This is a genomic window from Leptolyngbya sp. NIES-2104 (assembly GCF_001485215.1).
GTDB lineage: Bacteria > Cyanobacteriota > Cyanobacteriia > Leptolyngbyales > Leptolyngbyaceae > Leptolyngbya.
Genome location: NZ_BBWW01000001.1, coordinates 4060950 through 4080425 on the forward strand (window position 1 = coordinate 4060950; position 19476 = coordinate 4080425).

14 protein-coding genes are annotated in these 19476 nt (G+C 47.2%); 2 read left to right on the forward strand and 12 right to left on the reverse strand.

The features are described from left to right. Window positions 1-11: 11 nt before the first annotated feature. From NIES2104_RS19305 to NIES2104_RS19325, 5 genes are all read right to left on the reverse strand, one after another. Window positions 12-1796, reverse strand: a complete 1785-nt coding sequence (locus NIES2104_RS19305) for a TolC family protein (protein WP_058999888.1) — start codon at window positions 1794-1796, stop codon at window positions 12-14. 149 nt (window positions 1797-1945) lie between these two features. Beyond that, window positions 1946-2665: a biotin--[acetyl-CoA-carboxylase] ligase gene (locus NIES2104_RS19310; RefSeq protein ID WP_202815091.1), complete on the reverse strand. Its 720-nt coding sequence runs from the start codon at window positions 2663-2665 to the stop codon at window positions 1946-1948. 26 nt (window positions 2666-2691) lie between these two features. Beyond that, window positions 2692-3309, reverse strand: coding sequence for a cyanoexosortase A system-associated protein (locus tag NIES2104_RS19315; RefSeq protein WP_058999890.1), 618 nt, complete (start codon window positions 3307-3309; stop codon window positions 2692-2694). Further along, the gene (gene crtA, locus NIES2104_RS19320) at window positions 3290-4087 is read right to left on the reverse strand and encodes a cyanoexosortase A (protein WP_058999891.1); all 798 of its coding nucleotides are present in this window, start codon (window positions 4085-4087) and stop codon (window positions 3290-3292) included. Before crtA ends, NIES2104_RS19315 begins: the two co-directional genes overlap by 20 nt. A 93-nt stretch (window positions 4088-4180) precedes the next feature. Beyond that, a complete protein-coding gene (locus NIES2104_RS19325; protein ID WP_058999892.1) occupies window positions 4181-7144 on the reverse strand; it encodes a VIT domain-containing protein in 2964 nt (987 codons plus the stop codon). Between the two features lie 187 nt (window positions 7145-7331). Between NIES2104_RS19325 and NIES2104_RS19330 the strand changes: the two genes are divergently transcribed. Continuing rightward, complete coding sequence (locus NIES2104_RS19330; protein WP_082690036.1) at window positions 7332-8582, forward strand: AAA-like domain-containing protein; 1251 nt, start codon at window positions 7332-7334, stop codon at window positions 8580-8582. Here NIES2104_RS19330 and NIES2104_RS19335 read toward each other — a convergent pair. After that, window positions 8579-9277 carry a TIGR02466 family protein gene (locus NIES2104_RS19335; RefSeq protein WP_058999894.1) on the reverse strand — a complete coding sequence of 233 codons (699 nt, stop codon included), beginning with the start codon at window positions 9275-9277 and terminating at the stop codon, window positions 8579-8581. The two genes, NIES2104_RS19330 and NIES2104_RS19335, sit on opposite strands and share 4 nt — an antisense overlap. Window positions 9278-9356: 79 nt before the next feature. Between NIES2104_RS19335 and NIES2104_RS19340 the strand changes: the two genes are divergently transcribed. After that, window positions 9357-12839 (forward strand): AAA-like domain-containing protein, encoded by a 3483-nt coding sequence (locus tag NIES2104_RS19340; RefSeq protein WP_058999895.1) that lies wholly within the window; start codon window positions 9357-9359, stop codon window positions 12837-12839. On the opposite strand, the gene NIES2104_RS19345 is transcribed toward NIES2104_RS19340, so the two are convergent. The 6 genes from NIES2104_RS19345 to plsX all read right to left on the reverse strand — a co-directional run bounded on the left by NIES2104_RS19345 (window position 12822) and on the right by plsX (window position 18866). Beyond that, a complete protein-coding gene (locus tag NIES2104_RS19345) occupies window positions 12822-13760 on the reverse strand; it encodes a tetratricopeptide repeat protein (protein WP_058999896.1) in 939 nt (312 codons plus the stop codon). The genes NIES2104_RS19340 and NIES2104_RS19345 overlap by 18 nt on opposite strands. Further along, window positions 13757-15055 carry an AAA family ATPase gene (locus tag NIES2104_RS19350; RefSeq protein ID WP_058999897.1) on the reverse strand — a complete coding sequence of 433 codons (1299 nt, stop codon included), beginning with the start codon at window positions 15053-15055 and terminating at the stop codon, window positions 13757-13759. Before NIES2104_RS19350 ends, NIES2104_RS19345 begins: the two co-directional genes overlap by 4 nt. 179 nt (window positions 15056-15234) lie before the next feature. Next, window positions 15235-15909 carry a 1-acyl-sn-glycerol-3-phosphate acyltransferase gene (locus tag NIES2104_RS19355; protein WP_202815092.1) on the reverse strand — a complete coding sequence of 225 codons (675 nt, stop codon included), beginning with the start codon at window positions 15907-15909 and terminating at the stop codon, window positions 15235-15237. Beyond that, on the reverse strand, window positions 15906-16787 hold the full coding sequence (gene fabD / locus NIES2104_RS19360) for an ACP S-malonyltransferase (RefSeq protein ID WP_058999898.1): 882 nt from the start codon (window positions 16785-16787) through the stop codon (window positions 15906-15908). The genes NIES2104_RS19355 and fabD overlap by 4 nt, the downstream gene beginning before the upstream one ends. 21 nt (window positions 16788-16808) lie before the next feature. Continuing rightward, window positions 16809-17819 carry a beta-ketoacyl-ACP synthase III gene (locus NIES2104_RS19365; RefSeq protein WP_339375158.1) on the reverse strand — a complete coding sequence of 337 codons (1011 nt, stop codon included), beginning with the start codon at window positions 17817-17819 and terminating at the stop codon, window positions 16809-16811. Between the two features lie 15 nt (window positions 17820-17834). Next, a complete protein-coding gene (gene plsX, locus NIES2104_RS19370; protein ID WP_058999899.1) occupies window positions 17835-18866 on the reverse strand; it encodes a phosphate acyltransferase PlsX in 1032 nt (343 codons plus the stop codon). Window positions 18867-19476 lie beyond the last annotated feature (610 nt).

A 19476-nucleotide genomic window follows, 5' to 3' on the forward strand; every position in this document is an offset into this window, starting at 1 on the left:
CCAAAAATGGATCAGGGACTGAGATTACTCACAGCGCGTCGGAGTTGTGCGAGTGCCAGATTGTAATTGATAATCGCACTGACTCGGTTACCTTGTGCCTGAGTGAGAGCGGCTTCAGCGCTAATGCGATCGGTCTGGGTTCCGACACCCGCCTGGAATCGGAGAATTGCCAGTCGTAGGGCTTCTTCTGCCTGTGCCACCGATTGCTGAGTGGTATTGATATTCGCCAGGTTCGCTTGCAAGTTGGAAAACGCTTGCTCGACTTGGAAGCGGATCAAATTGCGGTTTTGGGCAAATCGGGCTTCGGCGATTTCGCGATCGCGCTCTCGCTGGCTGATCACGGCATTCGTCGCGCCGCCATCGAACAAATTCCAGCGGGCTTGCAGTGCCAAGTTGTAGCTGTCTGCGTTGTTTGTGCTGGTGTTGGTGGTTCCCGATCTCTGAAAATTGTAATTGCCTACCAGATTCAGCGTCACTCCGTTTTCTGCTCGTGCGGCTTGGATTTGCGCTTGGCTCACTTCTCGCTGCACCAGTTGTTGCTCTAGCTCTGAACGGTTTTTATAAGCCAGCACAATGCTGTCTTCGAGTGGAATCGTCCAACTGCCCGCAGGTTGTACTGGGTCGGCAGTGGTGAGGGTGGCGGTTTCTGAGATACTCAGAACCTGCGCGAGTTGCCGACGACTGACTTCCTGAGTGGCTTGAGCGTTGCGTAAGAGTTGTTGAGCGTTTGCCAGGTTCACTTCTGCCCGCAGCGTATCGAATCGGGTTCCTAAGCCAGCAGTTTCTTGCGCTCTAGAGTCTCTCAAGTTGGCTTCTGCGTTTCGGACTGCGGCTTCGTTGATCGCGACTTGAGCATCTGCGTTCTGTAAGTTGTAGTAATTCGTCGAAACCGTAAGGCGGACTTGTTCGCGGGTTTCTTCAAGCTGTAATTCGAGCGATCGCGATTGTCGTTCAGTGGCACGAATCTGCGCCTGAATCAAGCCAGACGTGAACAGACTGTAGTTGAGTTGAACACCCGTATTAAAAGCGGTACTGGTCGAATTGGGATCGATCCCAGCAAGTTGCTGTGAGAAAGATGGCGTTTGTGAAATGAAGACGTTGCCCGATCGAGACAGGTTGGCGGTGAGTGCCAAGGTCGGAAAATTTGCGGCGCGGGCTTGACGAATGGCAGCGCGACTTTGCTCGACCTGTAGGCGTGAGACTTCTAAATCGCGGTTGTTGCGTTCTGCGAGTTCTAGCGCTTGCTGGAGGGTAATCGGTTGGACGTTGCGAACCTGGACTTCTCCGGGTCGGGTGGGAAATTGGAGGCGATTCGCAGCGGGATCGAGTCCAGGGGGAGTCGGAACGATTTGGTTCGCGCCGCCAGTTCCGGGGGTTTGGGGGGCGGGGGTGCTACCGGATGGAGGCTGTGGAGTGGGATTGCTGGGGGCGGGGGTGCTGGGGGATGGCGGTGATCCGGTTGTGGGAAGCGGGGCAGAAGGACGGGGTGACGGGGTGCCCTGAGCCGTTTTTGAAGTGGGTTTAGCGGGGGTAGGCTTAGCCACAGGGGGCGTTTGGGCGACGGTTCTTGGGGTGAGCGCAATGGCAAACGGTGGCGTTGGGTCGCCGTCGCGATCGTGGTTGGCTCCAAGCGTCAAGGGAGGCGCCACGGGAGCAGGGGGTTTGGAGGAAATGGATGAGGTGGAGGATTCCGGTTCGTCTTGAGTCGGGACAGGATTGGCAGATGCCGCTCCGATCGTTCCGACAGTCATGCAAACTCCCACACCTAAAGCTAGTAATTCAAGAGACGGTTTCATACGATTTCGGTTCGCCCACGGTATCACGATCGATTAGAACTGTGTTGTAGCACACTCGTTCTGAATTCTTTAGTTTTAAGCAGGATACCGCTTCTGGATGTCGATCGGCAAAGTTCCGGAGTTTCTTCAGACGAAATCCGCCAAAAAATCTAGAGATTTGGCAGATCGTCGATCGATAAAACTCGTCCGGATCGATACCGTTTTACTTCGTCTCCGAATCGAATTAGTAGCTGTCCTTCGTCGTCGATTCCGGCTCCTTTTCCGGTGCACTGCTTTCCCCCAGACTCGAAGACAATTGAGCGATCGAGGAGCAAATCTCGCGATCGAATTTCTGGCAGCAATGTTGAGAAAGCGCGATCGCAAAAGTTCATTAAATTAGTCCGAAGTTGCGCTAATAATTTTTCGCGATCGGGAACGTCGGCGGAAATGTCCTGTAGGCTAATCGCGTTCTGAACGAATTCAGGTACCGTTTCGCAGTTCAGACCGATTCCAACCACAACTTGGGCTTGATCGGCTCGAATTCGAGATTCACACAAAATTCCCGAAAGTTTTCGACCCGCTGCAAAAACGTCGTTTGTCCACTTGAGGCGAAGTGCGCCCTGCTGATCGGGGAGTAAAGTTTCGATCGCATGAATCACGGCAAGACCAGCAATTAGACTAAAACCGGGCAACTGAGAGATTGATAGTTCTAGGACAAAACTGGCAGTCAGAACACCGGAAGAAGAGATCCAACTGCGATCGAACTGTCCGCGTCCTGCGGTTTGATTGTGAGTAAAAATCGTGTCTCCGTGATGTAACTCAGAAAGGTGCTCTAATGCCCAAGTATTTGTGCTTTCGCAGCTTTCTAAATTGATCAGCCAGGGTTGCATTGTTTGTTCAAGTAAACGCGAATTGATCATACTCTGAAGCGATCGCGTAATTTTGGGTAGAGCGTGAACCAGGTTTTTTCTAACAATTCTCGATCGCGATTGGTTGTTGACAACTGCACCCACAAGCAGCGTTCATCTCTCAAATTGGTAGAGCTAAATAACCATAAAGCAATGCGATCGGGTCGAATATCGTACAGATTCCGATTGCGAGCAAACTGAACTCCAGTAAACGTACTTTCGCCTTTTGGATTGATACAGGTACTAAGATAAGTGCGATTCTGATGGGTAAACAATCCGTAGAAGCCGTTTTTTTGCTGAATAATCGGCTGTGTTGGCACGATCGACTGATAAACCTGGAAATAATCCCGCACATCGCCATCGGTATTGATGATATGACGAATTTCGATATCGATCGTCGTTTGCTTCTGTTGATATTGATAAGTTCTACCACTTTGAAACGTCCTTTGATTGTCGTTGATCGGGCTGCTAGATTTTAATGACCAGTCCGGTAGATCCAGAGTTTGCGGGACTTCAAAGGTGGCTTGAATCGGCTTGTTTGGGTAGAAATGCGCTTTGATTAACACTGCGATCGTTCCCGCAGTCAGCACACAGATGTAGATGAACTTAAAGCGATCGTGCTTCATGAGGAAGTAAAACCTGTGAGGATAAACAGAAGATCACAACTGCGATCGTTGAAAACACAAGAGAACCATTGCCCACATGCCAATACTCGAAAGCAGCTTGATCGCCGAGTGCAACGAGCACTGCCATCAGAGCAACTCGAAAGGCATTCACTAAAAATGCGATTAATAACGCAAATCCGGGAATGAGAAATTTCTGATAGTGCTTTGTAGGCTGAAGGAAGAGATACATCAGCGCAACCCCGAAAAGCTGTAGCATTGTGGCAACTCCAGCACAAGCGGAATAAACCTCGATCGAGCCTTTTGGTAAGCTGACTAACACACCCTGAATTGAAACCTGAAACCCCAAAGCAGATAAGATACAACCTGAAACTTTTGCAGTGATTGATGAAGGATCTAAGAACAACAAAATTAAACCTGGCGGAATCGCGAAAATGCACAGAATGAATAGTTCTTGCCAATGTTGTTTTAAGCCGCTAAAGCCTGACCCGATGAGGACTAGAGCCGCGATCGACAAAATCGGAAACACTCTGAGAAAAATATCATTTCCAGAAATCGAAGCGCTTTTACTTAACACAGAAATGAGCATTAAACTACCAATACTCATCGAAGCTAAGTTGTTTGAGCATTTAAGCTGAATCTGTTTTTGACGCAATACGAGAATTGCCGCCGACCAGTATAGAAGACTAGAACCGATTAAGTCTGTGTTTTCGCTTCTCAGGACAAGGCTGAAATGTAACGTAATCAAAGCAGAAAGCAAGCTGAGCAGTCCGTATTGCATTGATTTTGATCACGGATGGAATAAGAAAAGGGCACTTTGAATAGGCAGCTATCAAACACACTCAACCCTACTGCAACAGTACCCTAGCAAAATTTAAGGTTTTACCACCTTTGCCCGTCGCCGTCCAAATCGCCACCACAGAAGCGCGATCGCAACCAGACTTCCCGCAATTTCCGCAGGCTCAGGAACTTCCTCGGTTTGAGTTCCATTGTTCGGCTGCATATTTGGGGGAAGCTCAACCGGAACATTAACTTTCTGACCTGAATTTGGTTCGACCCGCTGATTTTGGCTGATGGCAACAAAGGAGGTATACTTCGACATCAAGCGATAATCAAGTGCAGTTTCAGTAATCGCTTTCACACCTGCATCCGTTTCTTTCGCAAACATTTGATTGGATAGTTCTTTGATGCGCGATCGACCCCATAATTGAGCAATCCCACCCGATAATGAGTTCGTAGAGTTCTGAGCAAAATCGACGGGAACCCGTTTCTCGAATCGTGCGCCGCCTGCCGCTGTTCCGGTAATTTTGAGAGTGCCATCTATACGATCGCGCTTTTTACCAAACAATACGATCGGCTGATTTGCGAACAAGTCAGGAATCTTTTGCGGATACATTTCTGGAGCTTCCCCGGTTCCTTCCCAGGTCACTTCAATGTTTGTTAATACCGGATTGTTGATTTGCTGGAAGAATTGTTCGACCACTTTATCAGAGGGTTTTCCTGGAATCACAATCTGAGAATTTCCGCGACCGAGTTCAGCCACTCGATCGATTAAAAATCGATTCACCGAGAAACCCACTCCGAAACTATACAAGCGATTTCCAGGCTTGAGATTTTTCTGCACTTCAGCAATGACGCGCTCATCATCCCCGACTAATCCATCGGTTAGCAAAACAACACTGCGTAATCGCCCTTCTGGAGTCGGGGGAAACTTCAGGACTTCTTGAATGCCGTTAAATAGTTCAGAGCCGCCGTTTGCATCGATGTTGTTGATATAGTCGATCGCTCGTTTTCGATTCTCTGGAGTGTTCGCCAGAGGCTTAGCTGAAAGCTTCTGAGTGGTGCTTGCAAAATCGATAATTGTGAAGGTGTCATCTGGGTTTAGCCCCTTGATAAACCGTCGCATTAACTCTTTAGAAGCTTGGATCGGTTCACCGGATTGTGAGCCAGAAGTATCAATCAGGAAAACAATATCTTTCGGAACAATCTCGCTCTGCTGATAGTTCACCGCAGGAATTAGATACGTTGCAAAATGCCCGCCCCGCTGATCAACATCGGTTAGAGTTGTAGACTGTGCTTTGGTATCTGAAACCTGATACTGCAACACGAAATCTTTGTTCGGAATAGTATCCTCGTTCTTCAGTTGAATTCTTGTCGATCGACCTTCTTGCTGTGATTGAATTTGATGCGTTGTGGATTGGAGTCCTTTGATTGGCACACCTGCATCGATCTCGATCGTCATTCCGATATTTTGTCCGGGTCGCGCTGCTGGAGCGGATTTTGCCGGATTTTTCACCCCATTCATTGGATTGTATCGAGGCGCGACTACCATCGGAAACGCAAACTCATAGCTACCTTTTTCAAACTTCAGATTTTCGGTATAGCGAATTTTAACATCAATTTTTTCGCCAGGTTTGATGTTAGCAAGTGATTGAGTAAACACATTGTCGCGCTCTTGTTCTAACAGTCCTGCGGTTTTCCCTTCCTGCTTTGCGGCTTCAAATAGCTGCTTTGCTTCTTGACGCTTCTTGATCAAGCCGCGAATAATGCGATCGCCCACTCGAATTTCCATATCATCGACTGCGGCTTCATCGGGCAGTGGGAACATATACACCGCTTCTAACGGGGTCTTAAAGGGATTCGTAAATGTTTGCGTAACTTCCACACGCGACACGTTACCCGTAACTCGCGCCATGACTTCCGTATGTTGCAATGGAAAGGATTGCTTCTCTCCGCTTTTGGTGCTGTATAACCCTGCGATCGTTGATTCTGATGCTGTTGGTGTGATGATATCCGGCGAAACTCTCTGAACGACCGGGGCGACGAATGTTCTTAAACCTCCGAAAGCTGCGATCGCAATCACTCCGGTAATACCAGCAACCACATAGCGTTTTTTGAATCGTCGGGGCTTCGATTTCAGGTCTTTTAGAACACTCTCAGCATTGGTGTATCGTTTGGTTGTTCCACTTTCTAGCAACTTATCGAGAATTGTTGCAAGCCAGGAACTAACAACGGTTTTGCGCTTCGGTTTGATGAATCCATCGCGAGTGGTTTCTTTGTTTAGATAGTGTCGCCACACCCACTTATTCTCACCGCTATCGAACAATTCAAAGGGCGGCATCTGAGTGAGTAAATGAATGCAAGTTACACCTAAGCTATAGAGATCACTTGCATAAATCGCTTTTCCTCGAACTTGTTCGGGTGCAGTGTACGCCGCAGAACCGATCATTGTTCCAGTTTTGCCTAAAGTTGTCTCAGTCGTGTACTTTGCTGCACCAAAATCAACGAGAACGAATCTGCGATCGCTCATTCTCCGCACAATGTTCTCAGGCTTGATATCCCGATGAATCACTTGATGATCATGGACAAACTTGAGAATCGGTAAAATGTCCTGCAACAACTGTCGAATCTGAGTTTCGTTGAATGCTCCGACTTCTGCGAGTTCTTGCGCTAAGTTGCGACCATCTACAAATTCTTGAACTAAATACTGATTGCCTTCAACCTCGAAATAGTCCAGTAACTTTGGAATTTGTGAATGCTGTCCCAATGTTTCCAATCGCTGCGCTTCGAGTCGAAAGAGTTCAGCCGCTTTTTCAGAATTTCCCTGGGACTGTGGAAAGAACTGCTTAATCACACAGCGAGAATTTTCCGCTTCATCGGTTACAAGCAGTGTTCGCCCAAATCCGCCTTGACCGATTAAGCGAATGGCGCGATATCGATCGAGTAACAATAACGGTGTTCCACAATTCTTGCATTGAGTTGCATTGAGTGGATTTTCAGGCTGCTGACAGGTGGGATTAAAACAATGTGCGGTGTAGGTTGAACGGGTGGCTTGCATAGTCGAGGAGAGAAACGACAATTGCGGACTACACACACCTTATTCAATGTCCAATGGTCGCGCAATACAGCGATTTCAAGAATAGTTCAGCCTGATTTTTGTCAGAGTTCAGGAAAGTTCAGCGTTGATCGATTGCCGCTCTGGAAAAAGTGAGTTTTAATGGGAGCGATCGTCTTGCGGGTGTTCGATGATGGATGTGGAGAGTGCGATCGCGCTTGCGGATGAGTTGATTCTCAAATCGAGTGGAAAATCGATGAATGACCTTCAGCGTATCGTGTTTCGGGGGGCGTGGCAGGGAAAAAGTTTTACTGAGATTCATCAAGATTGCCGCGATCGCTGTGGACTCGATCATTTGATGCGAAATGTGGGTCCTGAATTGTGGAAATTGCTCTCAGAAGCGACAGGAAAGAAAGTAACGAAGAATCACCTTCAAGGGGCATTCTCGAAGCTCAGAAGCGAATCTGTAAGCGATCAAGTTTATATCGATCGATTTCCGGTTGAACAAGATTGTTACGCTGAAATTCTCAGACCTGGAGCATTGATCCGAATCCGAGCCGCCCAAGACATGGGAAAAACTTGGCTGATGGAACAAGTTTTAAGCCATGCTCGGCAGAATAGCTATCGCACTCAAGTCTTTAACTTTGAACTTTGCGATAGTACAGTTCTGACCGATTTGAATAAATTTTCTCAATGGTTTTGTGCAAGTATTGCTCACGCTGTTGGTTTACCGAACCGTTTAGCTGATTATTGGGTAGACATCTTCGGATGTAACTATAACAGCACCTTGTATTTTGAGAATTATCTACTTCAGCAAATCGAAACTCCGTTTGTTCTGGCACTGGATAAAGTTGATATTGTGTTTGAACATAGTGCGATCGCGACTGATTTCTGTGCTCTACTCAGAGGCTGGAATCAACGCGCAATGCAGGGAGACGAGACTGGCGCAATTTGGAAAAAACTGCGATTAATCATTGTTCATTCCACCGAAGTTTATGGCAATTTAGATATCAATCATTCACCGATCGGGGGGGTTGGCTTGATTGTGAAATTACCAGAATTTAACCGCGACCAAGTTCAGGAATTGTTGAACCGCTATCAACTCGATTGGAATGTCGATCGCTTAATGAATCTGGTCGGTGGTCATCCTTACTTAATCCAACAGGCAATCAAACAAAAGCTACCCTTTGATGAATTGCTACAGTCTGCTCCTACCGAATCGGGAATTTATAGTGATCATCTGCGGAGACATTGGACACAATTACAGCAGAGGATGGATATTGCGATCGCGTTCAAGCAAGTGATTTGCTCTAGTAAGCCTGTTGCGCTCGATCCGTTCCAAGCCTTTAAGCTCGAAAGTATGGGATTAGTTCATTTACAGGGAAATGCAGCGATTCCGCGATGTGAATTGTATCGGTTGTATTTTGTCGATCGACTTTAACCAAATCGTTTCCACTGGCTCGGAGGAGGTGTCAAAAACTCATATGTTCCCGCTGATGTTTCGATCGCTGTGATCACAATGTCAAACGATAACGACACTCGCAGTTCCTCAGTTTCATTCATCGTAACGGCATGACGCTGCTTTGCTGGAAAAATTACTAATCGACCCTCAATCGGTGGATAAGCGGCATAAAGCTGATTGAGATAGTTATCAGCATCAACAATATCTGTATTCTCGCTTCCCAACCCCGGACAGACCTCATTCACCCGCGCATCATTAAAAAACACTAAAGTTCCTGGATCGCCCATCTCATCGGTTGGAACTTGAATGTAATAAACTGCGCTGATATGAGCCGTATTGTGAGAATGAGCGCCAACCTCTTCTTCGGTGCGAGAAAGAATTGACCAAGCCCGTTGAATGTACAAATCAACTTTGCTCAAATCAACGCCAATGTCTTGTAAATAAATTAAAACATGCCGCTCCACTTGTTCTACAATCCAAGCGAAATCTGGATGAGTATGAATCTGATTCACCCCGTGAATATCGCCCGTCCAAGCCATTCCAGGATGGTTTCGAGATTCAGTCACTTCGCTCTCTAGCTTCAGAACTGCTTCTGTCAAACTTTGTCGATGTTTCTCGGCATCTGGCAAGTCTTCATAGTAAATCGCTAAGGGAAACCAAGTCTCGATCGGCATTTCTCTATCTCTTAATCTGTGCGATCGAGTTTATCAGTTCGCCAAGCGAGTAAGATAAGAAATCATCTTTTGCGGCAGCATGAGCCACCTTTATCAAGTCGGCGGCAATTTACCGATCGATGCTCCCACTTATGTCAAAAGAAACGCCGATCGTACGCTTTACGAGCATCTCAGAAACGGCGATTTCTGCTATGTACTCAATTCCCGCCAAATGGGAAAATCGAGCTTGCGAGTTCAAACGATGCACAGGTTACAGAGCGAAAATATTGCTTGTGCAGTGATTGATTTGACAACGATCGGCATCGAGCAAATTAGCTCAGAACAATGGTATGCCAGTTTGATCGGCAGTTTAGCGAATCGATTCAAACTAGAATTTAATTTAGTGAACTGGTGGAAAGATCGACAAATTCTAACTCCTGTTCAACGCTGGAGCAGCTTTCTAGAAGAGATTTTGCTAAAGCAAATCAATCAGCAAATTGTTATTTTCATTGATGAAATTGATAGTGTTCTCAGTCTTCCTTTTCCGGTTGAAGATTTTTTTGCCTCGATTCGCGCTTGTTACAACCAACGAGTTGAGAATGCAGATTACGATCGATTAACCTTCGCGCTGTTAGGAGTCGCCTCGCCTTCTCATTTAATGCAGGATAAACAGCGAACTCCGTTTAACATTGGTTATGCGATCGAGCTTTCCGGCTTTCAATTACACGAAGTTGATGTTCTCGCTCAAGGTTTACCCGTTGCTAATCCAGCGATAGTGATCAAAGAAATCTTGTATTGGACGGGCGGACAGCCTTTTTTGACTCAGAAGCTTTGTCGATTGGTTGAGCAAACAGGTGATGATATTGAAAGAATTGTGCGATCGCGCATCCTAGAGCAATGGGAATTTCAAGATGAACCAACGCATTTAAAAACGATTCGCGATCGCCTACTCAATAAACGCACTGGAAGACTACTCGGACTTTACCAAAAGGCACTCACACATACACTCAAAATAGACGGTAGCCTTGATCAAATTGAACTGAGACTATCTGGATTAGTCGTGGAACGTCAGGGCTATCTCGCCGTTTATAATTCGATTTATGCGGCAGTATTCAACCTTGAATGGACTGAGCAAATTTTAGCGAGTATTTGCCCCTATTCTGATGCGCTGAATGCTTGGATGGCATCAGGGCAAGACGAATCTTGGTTGTTGAGAAAACAGGCATTACAAGAGGCTCTGGCTTGGGCAACTGGGAAAAGTTTAAGCGATCGAGATTATTGGTTCCTTGATGCCAGCCGCGAACTTGAAACCCGCGAAGTTCAAAGCGCTCTGGAAGCTGAACAAAAAGCCAATCAAATTCTGACTGAGGCACGACAAGAAGCGGAAGCCGAAGAGCGAAAAGCCAATCAGCGACTGGCAAAAACTCAATGGAAAGCGCGTTGGGTATCGCGAATCGGGTTTGGCATGTTAGCGCTGATATCGATCGCTGCGATTACCGTTAGCCTCGAAGCTCGAAATATTCTCCGCAATGCTGAAATTGCTCGAAGGTCGGTTGAAATTGAGAGTTTTAATGCTGCGGCACAACTGCGATCGCTCAAAAACGATCAGCTAAATGGACTTCTCGAAAGTGTTAAAGCTGTTCAAAGCTTTTCAAACCTACCACCCGATGCACAGTCTAAATTACTTTTGGAAACTAGCAATACATTACAGCAATCGATCTATAGCATTCACGAATGGAATCGCTTACAAGAACATCAAGATAAAGTGAATGGCGTTGCTTTTAGTCGAGATGGAAAACGAATTGCAACTGCAAGCGATGATACCACTGTGAAGCTTTGGACGGTTGAAGGGGAATTGCTCAAAACACTGTCATGTGAGCAGGATAAGCGCTGTAGTGCATTTACTAGCGTTGCGTTCACGGAAGACGATCGCTTATTAGCCACAAGCCAAAACGGTAAGATTTACGTCTGGAATCAAGCAGGCGAACTGATTAAAACACTATCAGGACATACTCAGGGAATTGAAAACGTCACAGTTGGGAAGAGTGCAATTGCATCCGCAAGCTGGGATAATACGATTCGACTTTGGAACTTGAACGGCGATCCAATTAAAACTCCTTCTCTCAGGCATAAAGGAGCCGTTTACACGGTTAGCTTTAGCCCGAATGGACAATCATTTGCTTCGGCAGGTGAACATGGAGATATCAAGCTTTGGACAGTCCAAGGTAAATTACTGAAACAATGGAAAGCCCATGATACTCAAATTAATAGCTTAAGCTTCTCCGGTGAACTATTAGCTTCAGCAAGTGGTGATGGTTCTGTAAAGCTTTGGAAAGATGGAACTTTAATTAGAACCTTGAGTAGTCGAAATGGACAGGTTTACAGTGTGAGTTTCAGCCCGGATGGACAAACGATCGCATCTGCACACCAAGACGGAACGATTAAACAATGGCGTGTATCTGATGGGCGCGAAATCAATGTTTTTACAGGTCATAAAGGTGCGGTTTACAGTGTGAGTTTTAGCCCGGATGGTAAAGTTTTAGCATCATCGAGCTATGACAATACTGTAAAGCTTTGGAAATTGGAGAATCCACTGCGCCGAGTCTTGCGGGGACATACTGCTGAGGTGAACAGTATTCGGTTTAGTCCGAATGGTCAACGGCTTGTAAGTGCAAGTCAGGATGGAAGTATTAAACTTTGGGATGTGAACGGACGATTTTTAAGCACGATCGCTTCTCATCCCAACTGGTTTCAAAGCGCAGTCTTTAGCCCAAATGGTTCGATGATTGCAACAGCCAGCCGCGATCGCACAATCAAACTTTGGAAACCTGACGGAACTTTGCTAAAAACGCTGTCAGGTCACACCGGGCGCGTCTACAATATTGCCTTTAGCCCCGATGGTCAAACTGTATTATCCGCAAGCTATGATTCTTCAATTCGACTTTGGAACCTTCAAGGAACAGTGTTAACAACACTTCGGGGACATAGCGGCAGGATCTACAGTGCAGAATTTAGCCCGGATGGAAATACGATCGTGTCCGCAGGCGGCGATGAAACGGTGCGATTGTGGGATCGACAAGGTAAGCACCTCCAGCAAATGAATGCTCATAGTGGCAGAGTGTATAATGCGGAAATTAGTCCAGATAGTCAGGTCATTGTTTCCGGTGGAAATGATGGAGTGCTGAGGTTTTGGAATTTTCAGGGAAAAGAAGCGATCGCAGCAAAAAGCGATGGTGGATCAATCTACAGCATTGCGATTAGCTCGGATAGTCAAACGATCGCATCCGGGCATCAAGATGGAACGATTCGACTCTGGGATCGAAAAGGTAATTTACTTAGAACTTTAAGAGGACATACCGGAATTGTTGAAGGACTAAGCTTTAGTCCGAATTCTGATCAATTCTTAGCTTCTGCAAGTCGAGATAAGACGATTATTTTATGGCAATGGCGATCGAGTCTTGATCAACTTCTCACCCAAAGCTGTGATTGGCTTCAGAACTATTTGAAAAACAATTCGACTGTGAAAGAGCGCGATCGAACAGTCTGCCAAAACTCCGGAGAACCATTACCTCGATCGTACTAAAATCGGCAGTAAAAACATGAGCACGATCGCCAACACGATACCCACAACCACACGACTTCTGTTGATCTCTTTGGAAGTTAGAACCATCTTCCCATAAGCATCGAATGATAATAGCACCGTGAAAAAAGGTCGAACGACAACAACAATCAATAACAATAACCAATACAACGCCCGAAACTGTGGAATCAGCAACAACGCCATCCAAGGACCTCTTACCATTCCAACCCGAAATCGATCGACACTCAGCACAAATCGATAGATACCATTCTGAGCTTTTAGAGCTTCGACCAGTCCTTGTCTTGCCCATTCTAAGTCTGGCTTCAGTCTCAATGCCGTTTGAAAACTCTCCAAAGCAATAGACATCCGATGCTGACGAAACGCAATCCATCCCCGAACTGCATGAGCAAAATGATTTTCTGGAGCAATTCCCAGAGATGCGGTAACCTCTTCTTCTGCTTGAGATAGCTGTCCCAATTCCGTCAAAGACAATACTCTCAAATTCATGCAGCCGATGTTTTCTGGATCAATCTGTAAGCCTTTCTCAGCCGTGATCAATGCTTCTTTTGGCTTCTTCTGATCGAATTGAATTGCAGCAAGCCGAGCATAACTATCGGTATCTTCTGGATCTAATCGCAAAGCTTCTAAAACTGAACTTTTCGCCGCTTTCAAATTCCCCTGATCCCGCAGAATACCCGCCTTGATATAGTGAGCACCGCCATGATTCGGCTCAAGCGCGATCGCTCGATCAATTTGTGCGATCGCGTCCTTCTCTTGATTCAATTGAGCAAAACAGAGCGCTAACAGTCTATGACACGAAGCATCATCTGGATCGATCGCTAATCCTTGATGCAATTCCTTTACAGCTAAATCAAACCGTCGCTGTTCAAACAACAATCGCGCTCTTTCAAACTGATTGCTCATTTCAGATAGTCCAAAATGTCATTATATGTACCGTCCTGATTCGCATGAACCGCATAGTTTCGAGCCGAGCTAAACCATTCTCGCGTCGAAGGCTTAACCGCTTGAACTGCATTGATCAAATCCTTTGTGGTCAAAGGTTGCGGTCTTCCGGTCTTCATCGCTTCTTGCAGCTTTCTTTCAACGGCAACATCGACGATCGCTTTCAAATCTGCTCCAGAAAAATCCTTTGCTTTTTTAGCGATCGGGTCAAAATCAATGTCCGAAACGGGCTTCCCTTTGCATAACAATCTTAGAATTGCCGATCGCGCAATTTGATCAGGCGGCGGAACAAACAAAATGCGATCGAACCTTCCCGGACGACGAAACGCACTATCCAAATGCCACGGTGTATTCGTCGCTGCTAGAATTAACACCCCTTCATTCGAGTACTCAACGCCATCTAGCTCCATCAAAAACTGATTGATGATCATTCTAGAATTAGACTGCCGAAAGTCCGATCGACTTGCAGCCAACGCATCCGCCTCATCAAAAAACAACACACAGGGCGAATTTCGTCTTGCTCGATCGAACAATTCATGTAAGTTCCGCTCACTATTGCCAAGCCACATATCCAAAACATCATTCAGCCCCACTGAAATAAAGTTGGCTTGAATTTCCCCCGCTGTCGCTCGTGCAATGTGAGTTTTACCGCAACCCGGAGGACCATACATGAGAATTCCGCCCCCGATCGCTTTTCCATAAGCTTTGAACAATTCAGCATTCGCTAACGGATAGATAATCTTGAGCCGAATCTGTTCTTTCAACTCTTCCATCCCGCCCACATCTGCAAAGGTGAGTTTCGGACGTTCGATCGATTGATCCTCTGCTTGCTGTCCAACTGAACCAAACACAGGAACCGCCGCTAATTGATCCGCTAAATCTGAGGAGTTCAAACTTTCATCTTGCTCTGCTGCCCGTCGAAACTGTTGGGCTGCCCGTGTCATGTCTTCAGTCTGTAACAACACTCGTGCGTGCAATGAGAGCCATGCCGCTTCGGGATTCGGTTGTGCTGTCAGCCTGTCCAGGAGTTCTAATGTGGTGGAAAACTCTCCAAGCTGAAACAGCGATCGAGCAAGTCCAAACTGTGCTGCTGTATTTCTTGGATCAAGCTTCAGTGCTCCTTCGTACTCAGTTTCAGCCGCTTCAGCCTCACCGCGATTCAATAACGTCTCTGCCAAATGTAATCGAAGTGGCACATTATCGGGTGAAAATTTCAGTGCATCCCGGAGCGCAGGAACCGGATCAGAAAAAGTCATGGCTTAATTTCTCCACTGTGAGACGGCACATGGTTACTTCTCTTTTATACGGTTTCCCGCTGGTTAATTCCGAAGAATTTTGGCGATCGTCTTTAGCCCCCTTCAGTTGGCTTCGCACGGTTAGCCCCGGAATGGAATTCCGGAGCGGGTCAACATCGAAGCGAAGAAACTCACCACACTCAACGCCCTAAGTCATGTAGCGCATGAATCGCGATCGCACACCGCTGCGTAATCGCTTCGAGTTCTGCTCGATCGCTACTTTTCGGTGCTTCAATCACTTCCCCGATCCGAATCGTAATCGGCACAGGTCGCGGAATCGAACTTCCCGGCTTAAAAATCTCATGCGTTCCCCACAAGCTGACGGGAATCAAGGGCGAATTCGTTTTCGCAGCAATCCAAGCCGCTCCTAATTTCGGATCAGCGATTCGTCCATCAGCGGTACGAGTGCCATCGAGAAAGACACCCGTTGCCCAGCCCGATTCGACCGATGCCATCGCTGCTTTCATCGCGGCTCGATCGCCTGTTCCCCGCTTTACCGGATACGCCCCGTAAGCTGTAATCGCTTGCTTGAGTACTGGAACTTTGAACAATTCTTCTTTTGCCATGTATGCCACGGGTCGCCCGATCGCACAAGACAGCAACGGCGGATCAAAATCGCTTGCGTGATTGCTCACTACTAAAAGCCGTCCTTGTTTCGGAACATTCTCAGCCCCGTAGATGCGACCCCGGAAATAGGTATGTAGCACCGGAGACACGATCGACCATTTGAACAGGTGATAAAGCACCAAACTGATCAACGGTTCTCGATCGCGCACAATTTCAGCATCTACAGGACGGGACGGCGTTTCTCTCATGTCGAAATGTCCGCAAGACTGCTCACATTTTCTAACACGAGATCGGGACACGTGCGCTTAATAATTCCGGTCAGCACTTTTCCAGGTCCGACTTCGATCACTCGATCAATGTATTCATCTGCAAACTTGAGCGAAATTTCCCGCCAGCGAACTGCTCCAGTCATCTGCCGACTGAGCCGAGTTTTCAACTCTCCCGCATTGCGACTCGGAATCGGATCAACGTTCGATAGTACAGGTACGTCCGCCGCTTTGAAGTCCACTGCATCCAGAACGGTTTGAAATTGCGCTGCCGCATCCGCCATCAATGGAGAGTGAAACGCACCGCTTACATTGAGTTTTACGGCTCTCTTCGATTTCACTTGAGCCATCACCGCTTCCACCGCTTCCGGAGCTCCAGAAATGACAACTTGACCTGCATTGTTATCATTTGCCAGCACAGCACCCGATGTTTCAGCTAGCACCGATTCAAGCTGATCGCGATCGAATCCCAATAACGCCGCCATCATGCCATCCGATGCACTATCCATCAACTGAGCGCGTTTCTGCATTAGTCGCAATCCCGCCTCAAAGTCGAACACACCCGCCGTATACAGCGCTGAATATTCTCCTAAACTATGTCCTGCTACATAGTCGGGATATTGCCCTTTCTCTTTGAGCAAATCCGCCAAAATCGTCTCAATCACATACAGACAAGGCTGAGTGTAAAGTGTTTGAGAAACTTTATCCTCTGGGTTTTGACAAATCTCAACGACTGACCACCCTAGAATCTTTTCTGCCTGGTCAAATCTCGTTTTCGCCGTTAGAGTCTCTAGCAAATCCGAACCCATCCCGATCGCCTGAGAACCTTGCCCAGGAAACACCCATGCCGTTGTTACCATTGTCTTAGTGATGTAATGAAACTACCGTCCCCATTGGAAAATCGCCGCACCCCAAGTTAAGCCCGCTCCAAACCCAGAAGCCGCGATCGTATCTCCAACTTTTACCGATCCACCCCGCACCGCTTCATCGAGTGCAAGCGGAATCGATGCGGCTGAAGTATTGCCGTATTTTGCCAGATTACTGATTACTTTCTCGGAAGGAATCTTTAATCGATCGGCAACTGCATCTAAAATTCTCTGATTCGCCTGATGTAGCAACAGCCAATCGACTTGATCGACACTGACATTCGCCCGAAACAATGCTTTTTCAACAATCTCCGGCACTCGTTTCACGGCAAATCGGTAGACTTCCTGACCGTTCATGGTTAACGGTGCAAATTGTCCTTCACTGATATCACAGTCATTGAGTAACGCTTTTGGAGAACCGGAATACGCCAAGTTCAAACAATGATTCTGAGTGCCATCGCTTCTAAGTTCAAAACCGAGTAAGCGATCGACTTCATTTGCCTGAATCACCACCGCACCCGCGCCATCTCCAAACAAGACACAAGTTCTACGATCGCTCCAATCCACCCACCGCGACAAGATATCTGCCCCAATCAGCAACACATTCCGGTAAGTCCCTGTGCGAATATACTGCGCTGCGGTCACCATTCCGAACACAAAGCCTGAACAAGCCGCCGTTAGATCAAACGCTACCGCTTGAGAAGCTCCTAATGCGGCTTGAACTTTACATGCACTGCCGAACATATCATCGGGGGTCGAAGTCGCCAGCAGGATTAAATCAATCTCGATCGCATCGAGTCCCGACATCTCGATCGCTTTCTTTGCCGCCTCAGTCGCAAGCTGTACCAGCGAACCATCTGGATCACTTAATCGCCGCTGTCGAATACCTGTTCGAGACGCAATCCACTCATCGGAAGTGTCCATCACCTCACTAAGTCGATCATTGTCGATCGCTTTTTGCGGTGCGGCTGATCCGCATCCAGTGACAGCGATTCCGATCCCTGAGTAATCCACCAAAATCTTCAACTCCGTGGTATTGGGTTAGCTATTCGATCGAACTGCCACTGTTGGATCGTAGCTAGAGCGAATCCGGTCTAAAACGTTGTTGTCGATCGCGTCTTTTGCCAATCGAGCCGCATTAAAGATCGTCGGAGCCTGAGAACTTCCATGACTGATGATGCACACACCATCCACCCCAAGCAGCAATCCGCCACCATGTTCCGCGTGATCCATCCGCTGCTTGATCCGCTTCAGATTCGGTTTGAGTAAAGTCACACCTGCTTTACCATGCAATCCACGCGGTAATTCTTCGCGCAAGATTTGGAGCGCCACTTCTCCGACCGCTTCCGCAAATTTCAGCAAGACATTCCCCGAAAATCCATCGCAAACAATCACATCAAAGTCACCCGACAGCACATCGCGCCCTTCTGCATTGCCAATGAATGGAATTAATGAATTCTCAGTCAGCAATTGATGCGTCTGAATCGCTAATTCATTGCCCTTATTCGGCTCTTCTCCGATGTTGAGCAAGCCGACTTTCGGTTCAGAATTGCCCAAAACATACTGAGAATAGATTGTTCCCATCAAAGCAAATTGCTCCAGGAACTTCGGGCGACAATCTACGTTTGCGCCAACATCTAGGATTAACACAGGCTTGCCCGCGATCATCGTCGGAAGAACAGCCCCGATCGCAGGTCGATCGATTCCCTTCAACCGTCCTAATCGCAACAACGCCGCCGCCATCGCAGCCCCAGAGTGACCCGCCGAGACGACCGCATCCGCCTCTTTTTTCTTCACCAAATCCATCGCCACATTAATCGAGGCTTTCGGCTTGCGGCGCAGTCCCACCAGCGGTTCTTCTTCCATTTCGACCGTGCCTTCCGACGGCACAATCTCGATATCTGCCGATTGCGAATGCTGTTTTAGGGCAGTTTCCACCTGTTGCGGATCACCCACCAAGACGACATCGACATCGAGTTCAGCCTGTGCCCGTACTGCACCCGCGACGATTTCATCGGGAGCATTGTCTCCACCCATTGCATCAATAGCAATTCGTACCCGCGTTGATCCCATTGGCTCTTAAAGTTGAAAAACCTTCCAAATTTTATCAGAAGCGGATGATGCCCTCACCCCGTCTTTTGATTGCTCTATTCTGCCTTAGAAGGGGGACATCTTGAGAAGTCTAGAACAATACCTTTGCGGGAAACATCGCTTCGTATTGTTAGATTCACTGGGATTGTGCAAGTTTCTGAACCGCTGAAAATTTTGTTGATGTGTTTTCCTAGAACATTTATACTCTATCGCTCGGTAGAGATTGACCCACAATTTCAAAAACCGTCCTGATCCGCTCTGATGCTCGGTGTAGAGGAAGGCAGTGTTCCCAGATTGTATCGTTATATCCGTAAATACCGAAACATCGATATCAATACTGGATGCGAAATGATGCTGAGAGTTCACAAAAGTTTAAAGAACCCTTTCCGTAGCCGAATCCGTATAAAGGTTGTAAGAAGAGCGATCCCAAACCATTGCACCTGGTGGAAATGTAGTGTTTATTCTACGTAGTTCCGTGCATCTCACCCCTAGGGGTGATTGTTTATTTCCAAACTTCTGAATTCACCCGCACTGGCGAATTGCAGTTAATTTGCGACCCGTTGTGGCTGAGTCGGAGTTTCGAGAAGCGTCA

Excerpts from the sequence above, each read along its gene's own strand:
- NIES2104_RS19335 (WP_058999894.1), bottom strand. The coding sequence starts at position 9,277 with ATGCCGATCGAGACTTGGTTTCCCTTAGCGATTTACTATGAAGACTTG.
- crtA (WP_058999891.1), bottom strand. The coding sequence starts at position 4,087 with ATGCAATACGGACTGCTCAGCTTGCTTTCTGCTTTGATTACGTTACAT.
- NIES2104_RS19315 (WP_058999890.1), bottom strand. The coding sequence starts at position 3,309 with ATGAAGCACGATCGCTTTAAGTTCATCTACATCTGTGTGCTGACTGCG.
- plsX (WP_058999899.1), bottom strand. The coding sequence starts at position 18,866 with ATGGGATCAACGCGGGTACGAATTGCTATTGATGCAATGGGTGGAGAC.
- NIES2104_RS19310 (WP_202815091.1), bottom strand. The coding sequence starts at position 2,665 with ATGCAACCCTGGCTGATCAATTTAGAAAGCTGCGAAAGCACAAATACT.
- fabD (WP_058999898.1), bottom strand. The coding sequence starts at position 16,787 with ATGGTAACAACGGCATGGGTGTTTCCTGGGCAAGGTTCTCAGGCGATC.
- NIES2104_RS19345 (WP_058999896.1), bottom strand. The coding sequence starts at position 13,760 with ATGAGCAATCAGTTTGAAAGAGCGCGATTGTTGTTTGAACAGCGACGG.
- NIES2104_RS19340 (WP_058999895.1), top strand. The coding sequence starts at position 9,357 with ATGAGCCACCTTTATCAAGTCGGCGGCAATTTACCGATCGATGCTCCC.
- NIES2104_RS19325 (WP_058999892.1), bottom strand. The coding sequence starts at position 7,144 with ATGCAAGCCACCCGTTCAACCTACACCGCACATTGTTTTAATCCCACC.
- NIES2104_RS19355 (WP_202815092.1), bottom strand. The coding sequence starts at position 15,909 with ATGAGAGAAACGCCGTCCCGTCCTGTAGATGCTGAAATTGTGCGCGAT.
- NIES2104_RS19305 (WP_058999888.1), bottom strand. The coding sequence starts at position 1,796 with ATGAAACCGTCTCTTGAATTACTAGCTTTAGGTGTGGGAGTTTGCATG.
- NIES2104_RS19330 (WP_082690036.1), top strand. The coding sequence starts at position 7,332 with ATGATGGATGTGGAGAGTGCGATCGCGCTTGCGGATGAGTTGATTCTC.
- NIES2104_RS19350 (WP_058999897.1), bottom strand. The coding sequence starts at position 15,055 with ATGACTTTTTCTGATCCGGTTCCTGCGCTCCGGGATGCACTGAAATTT.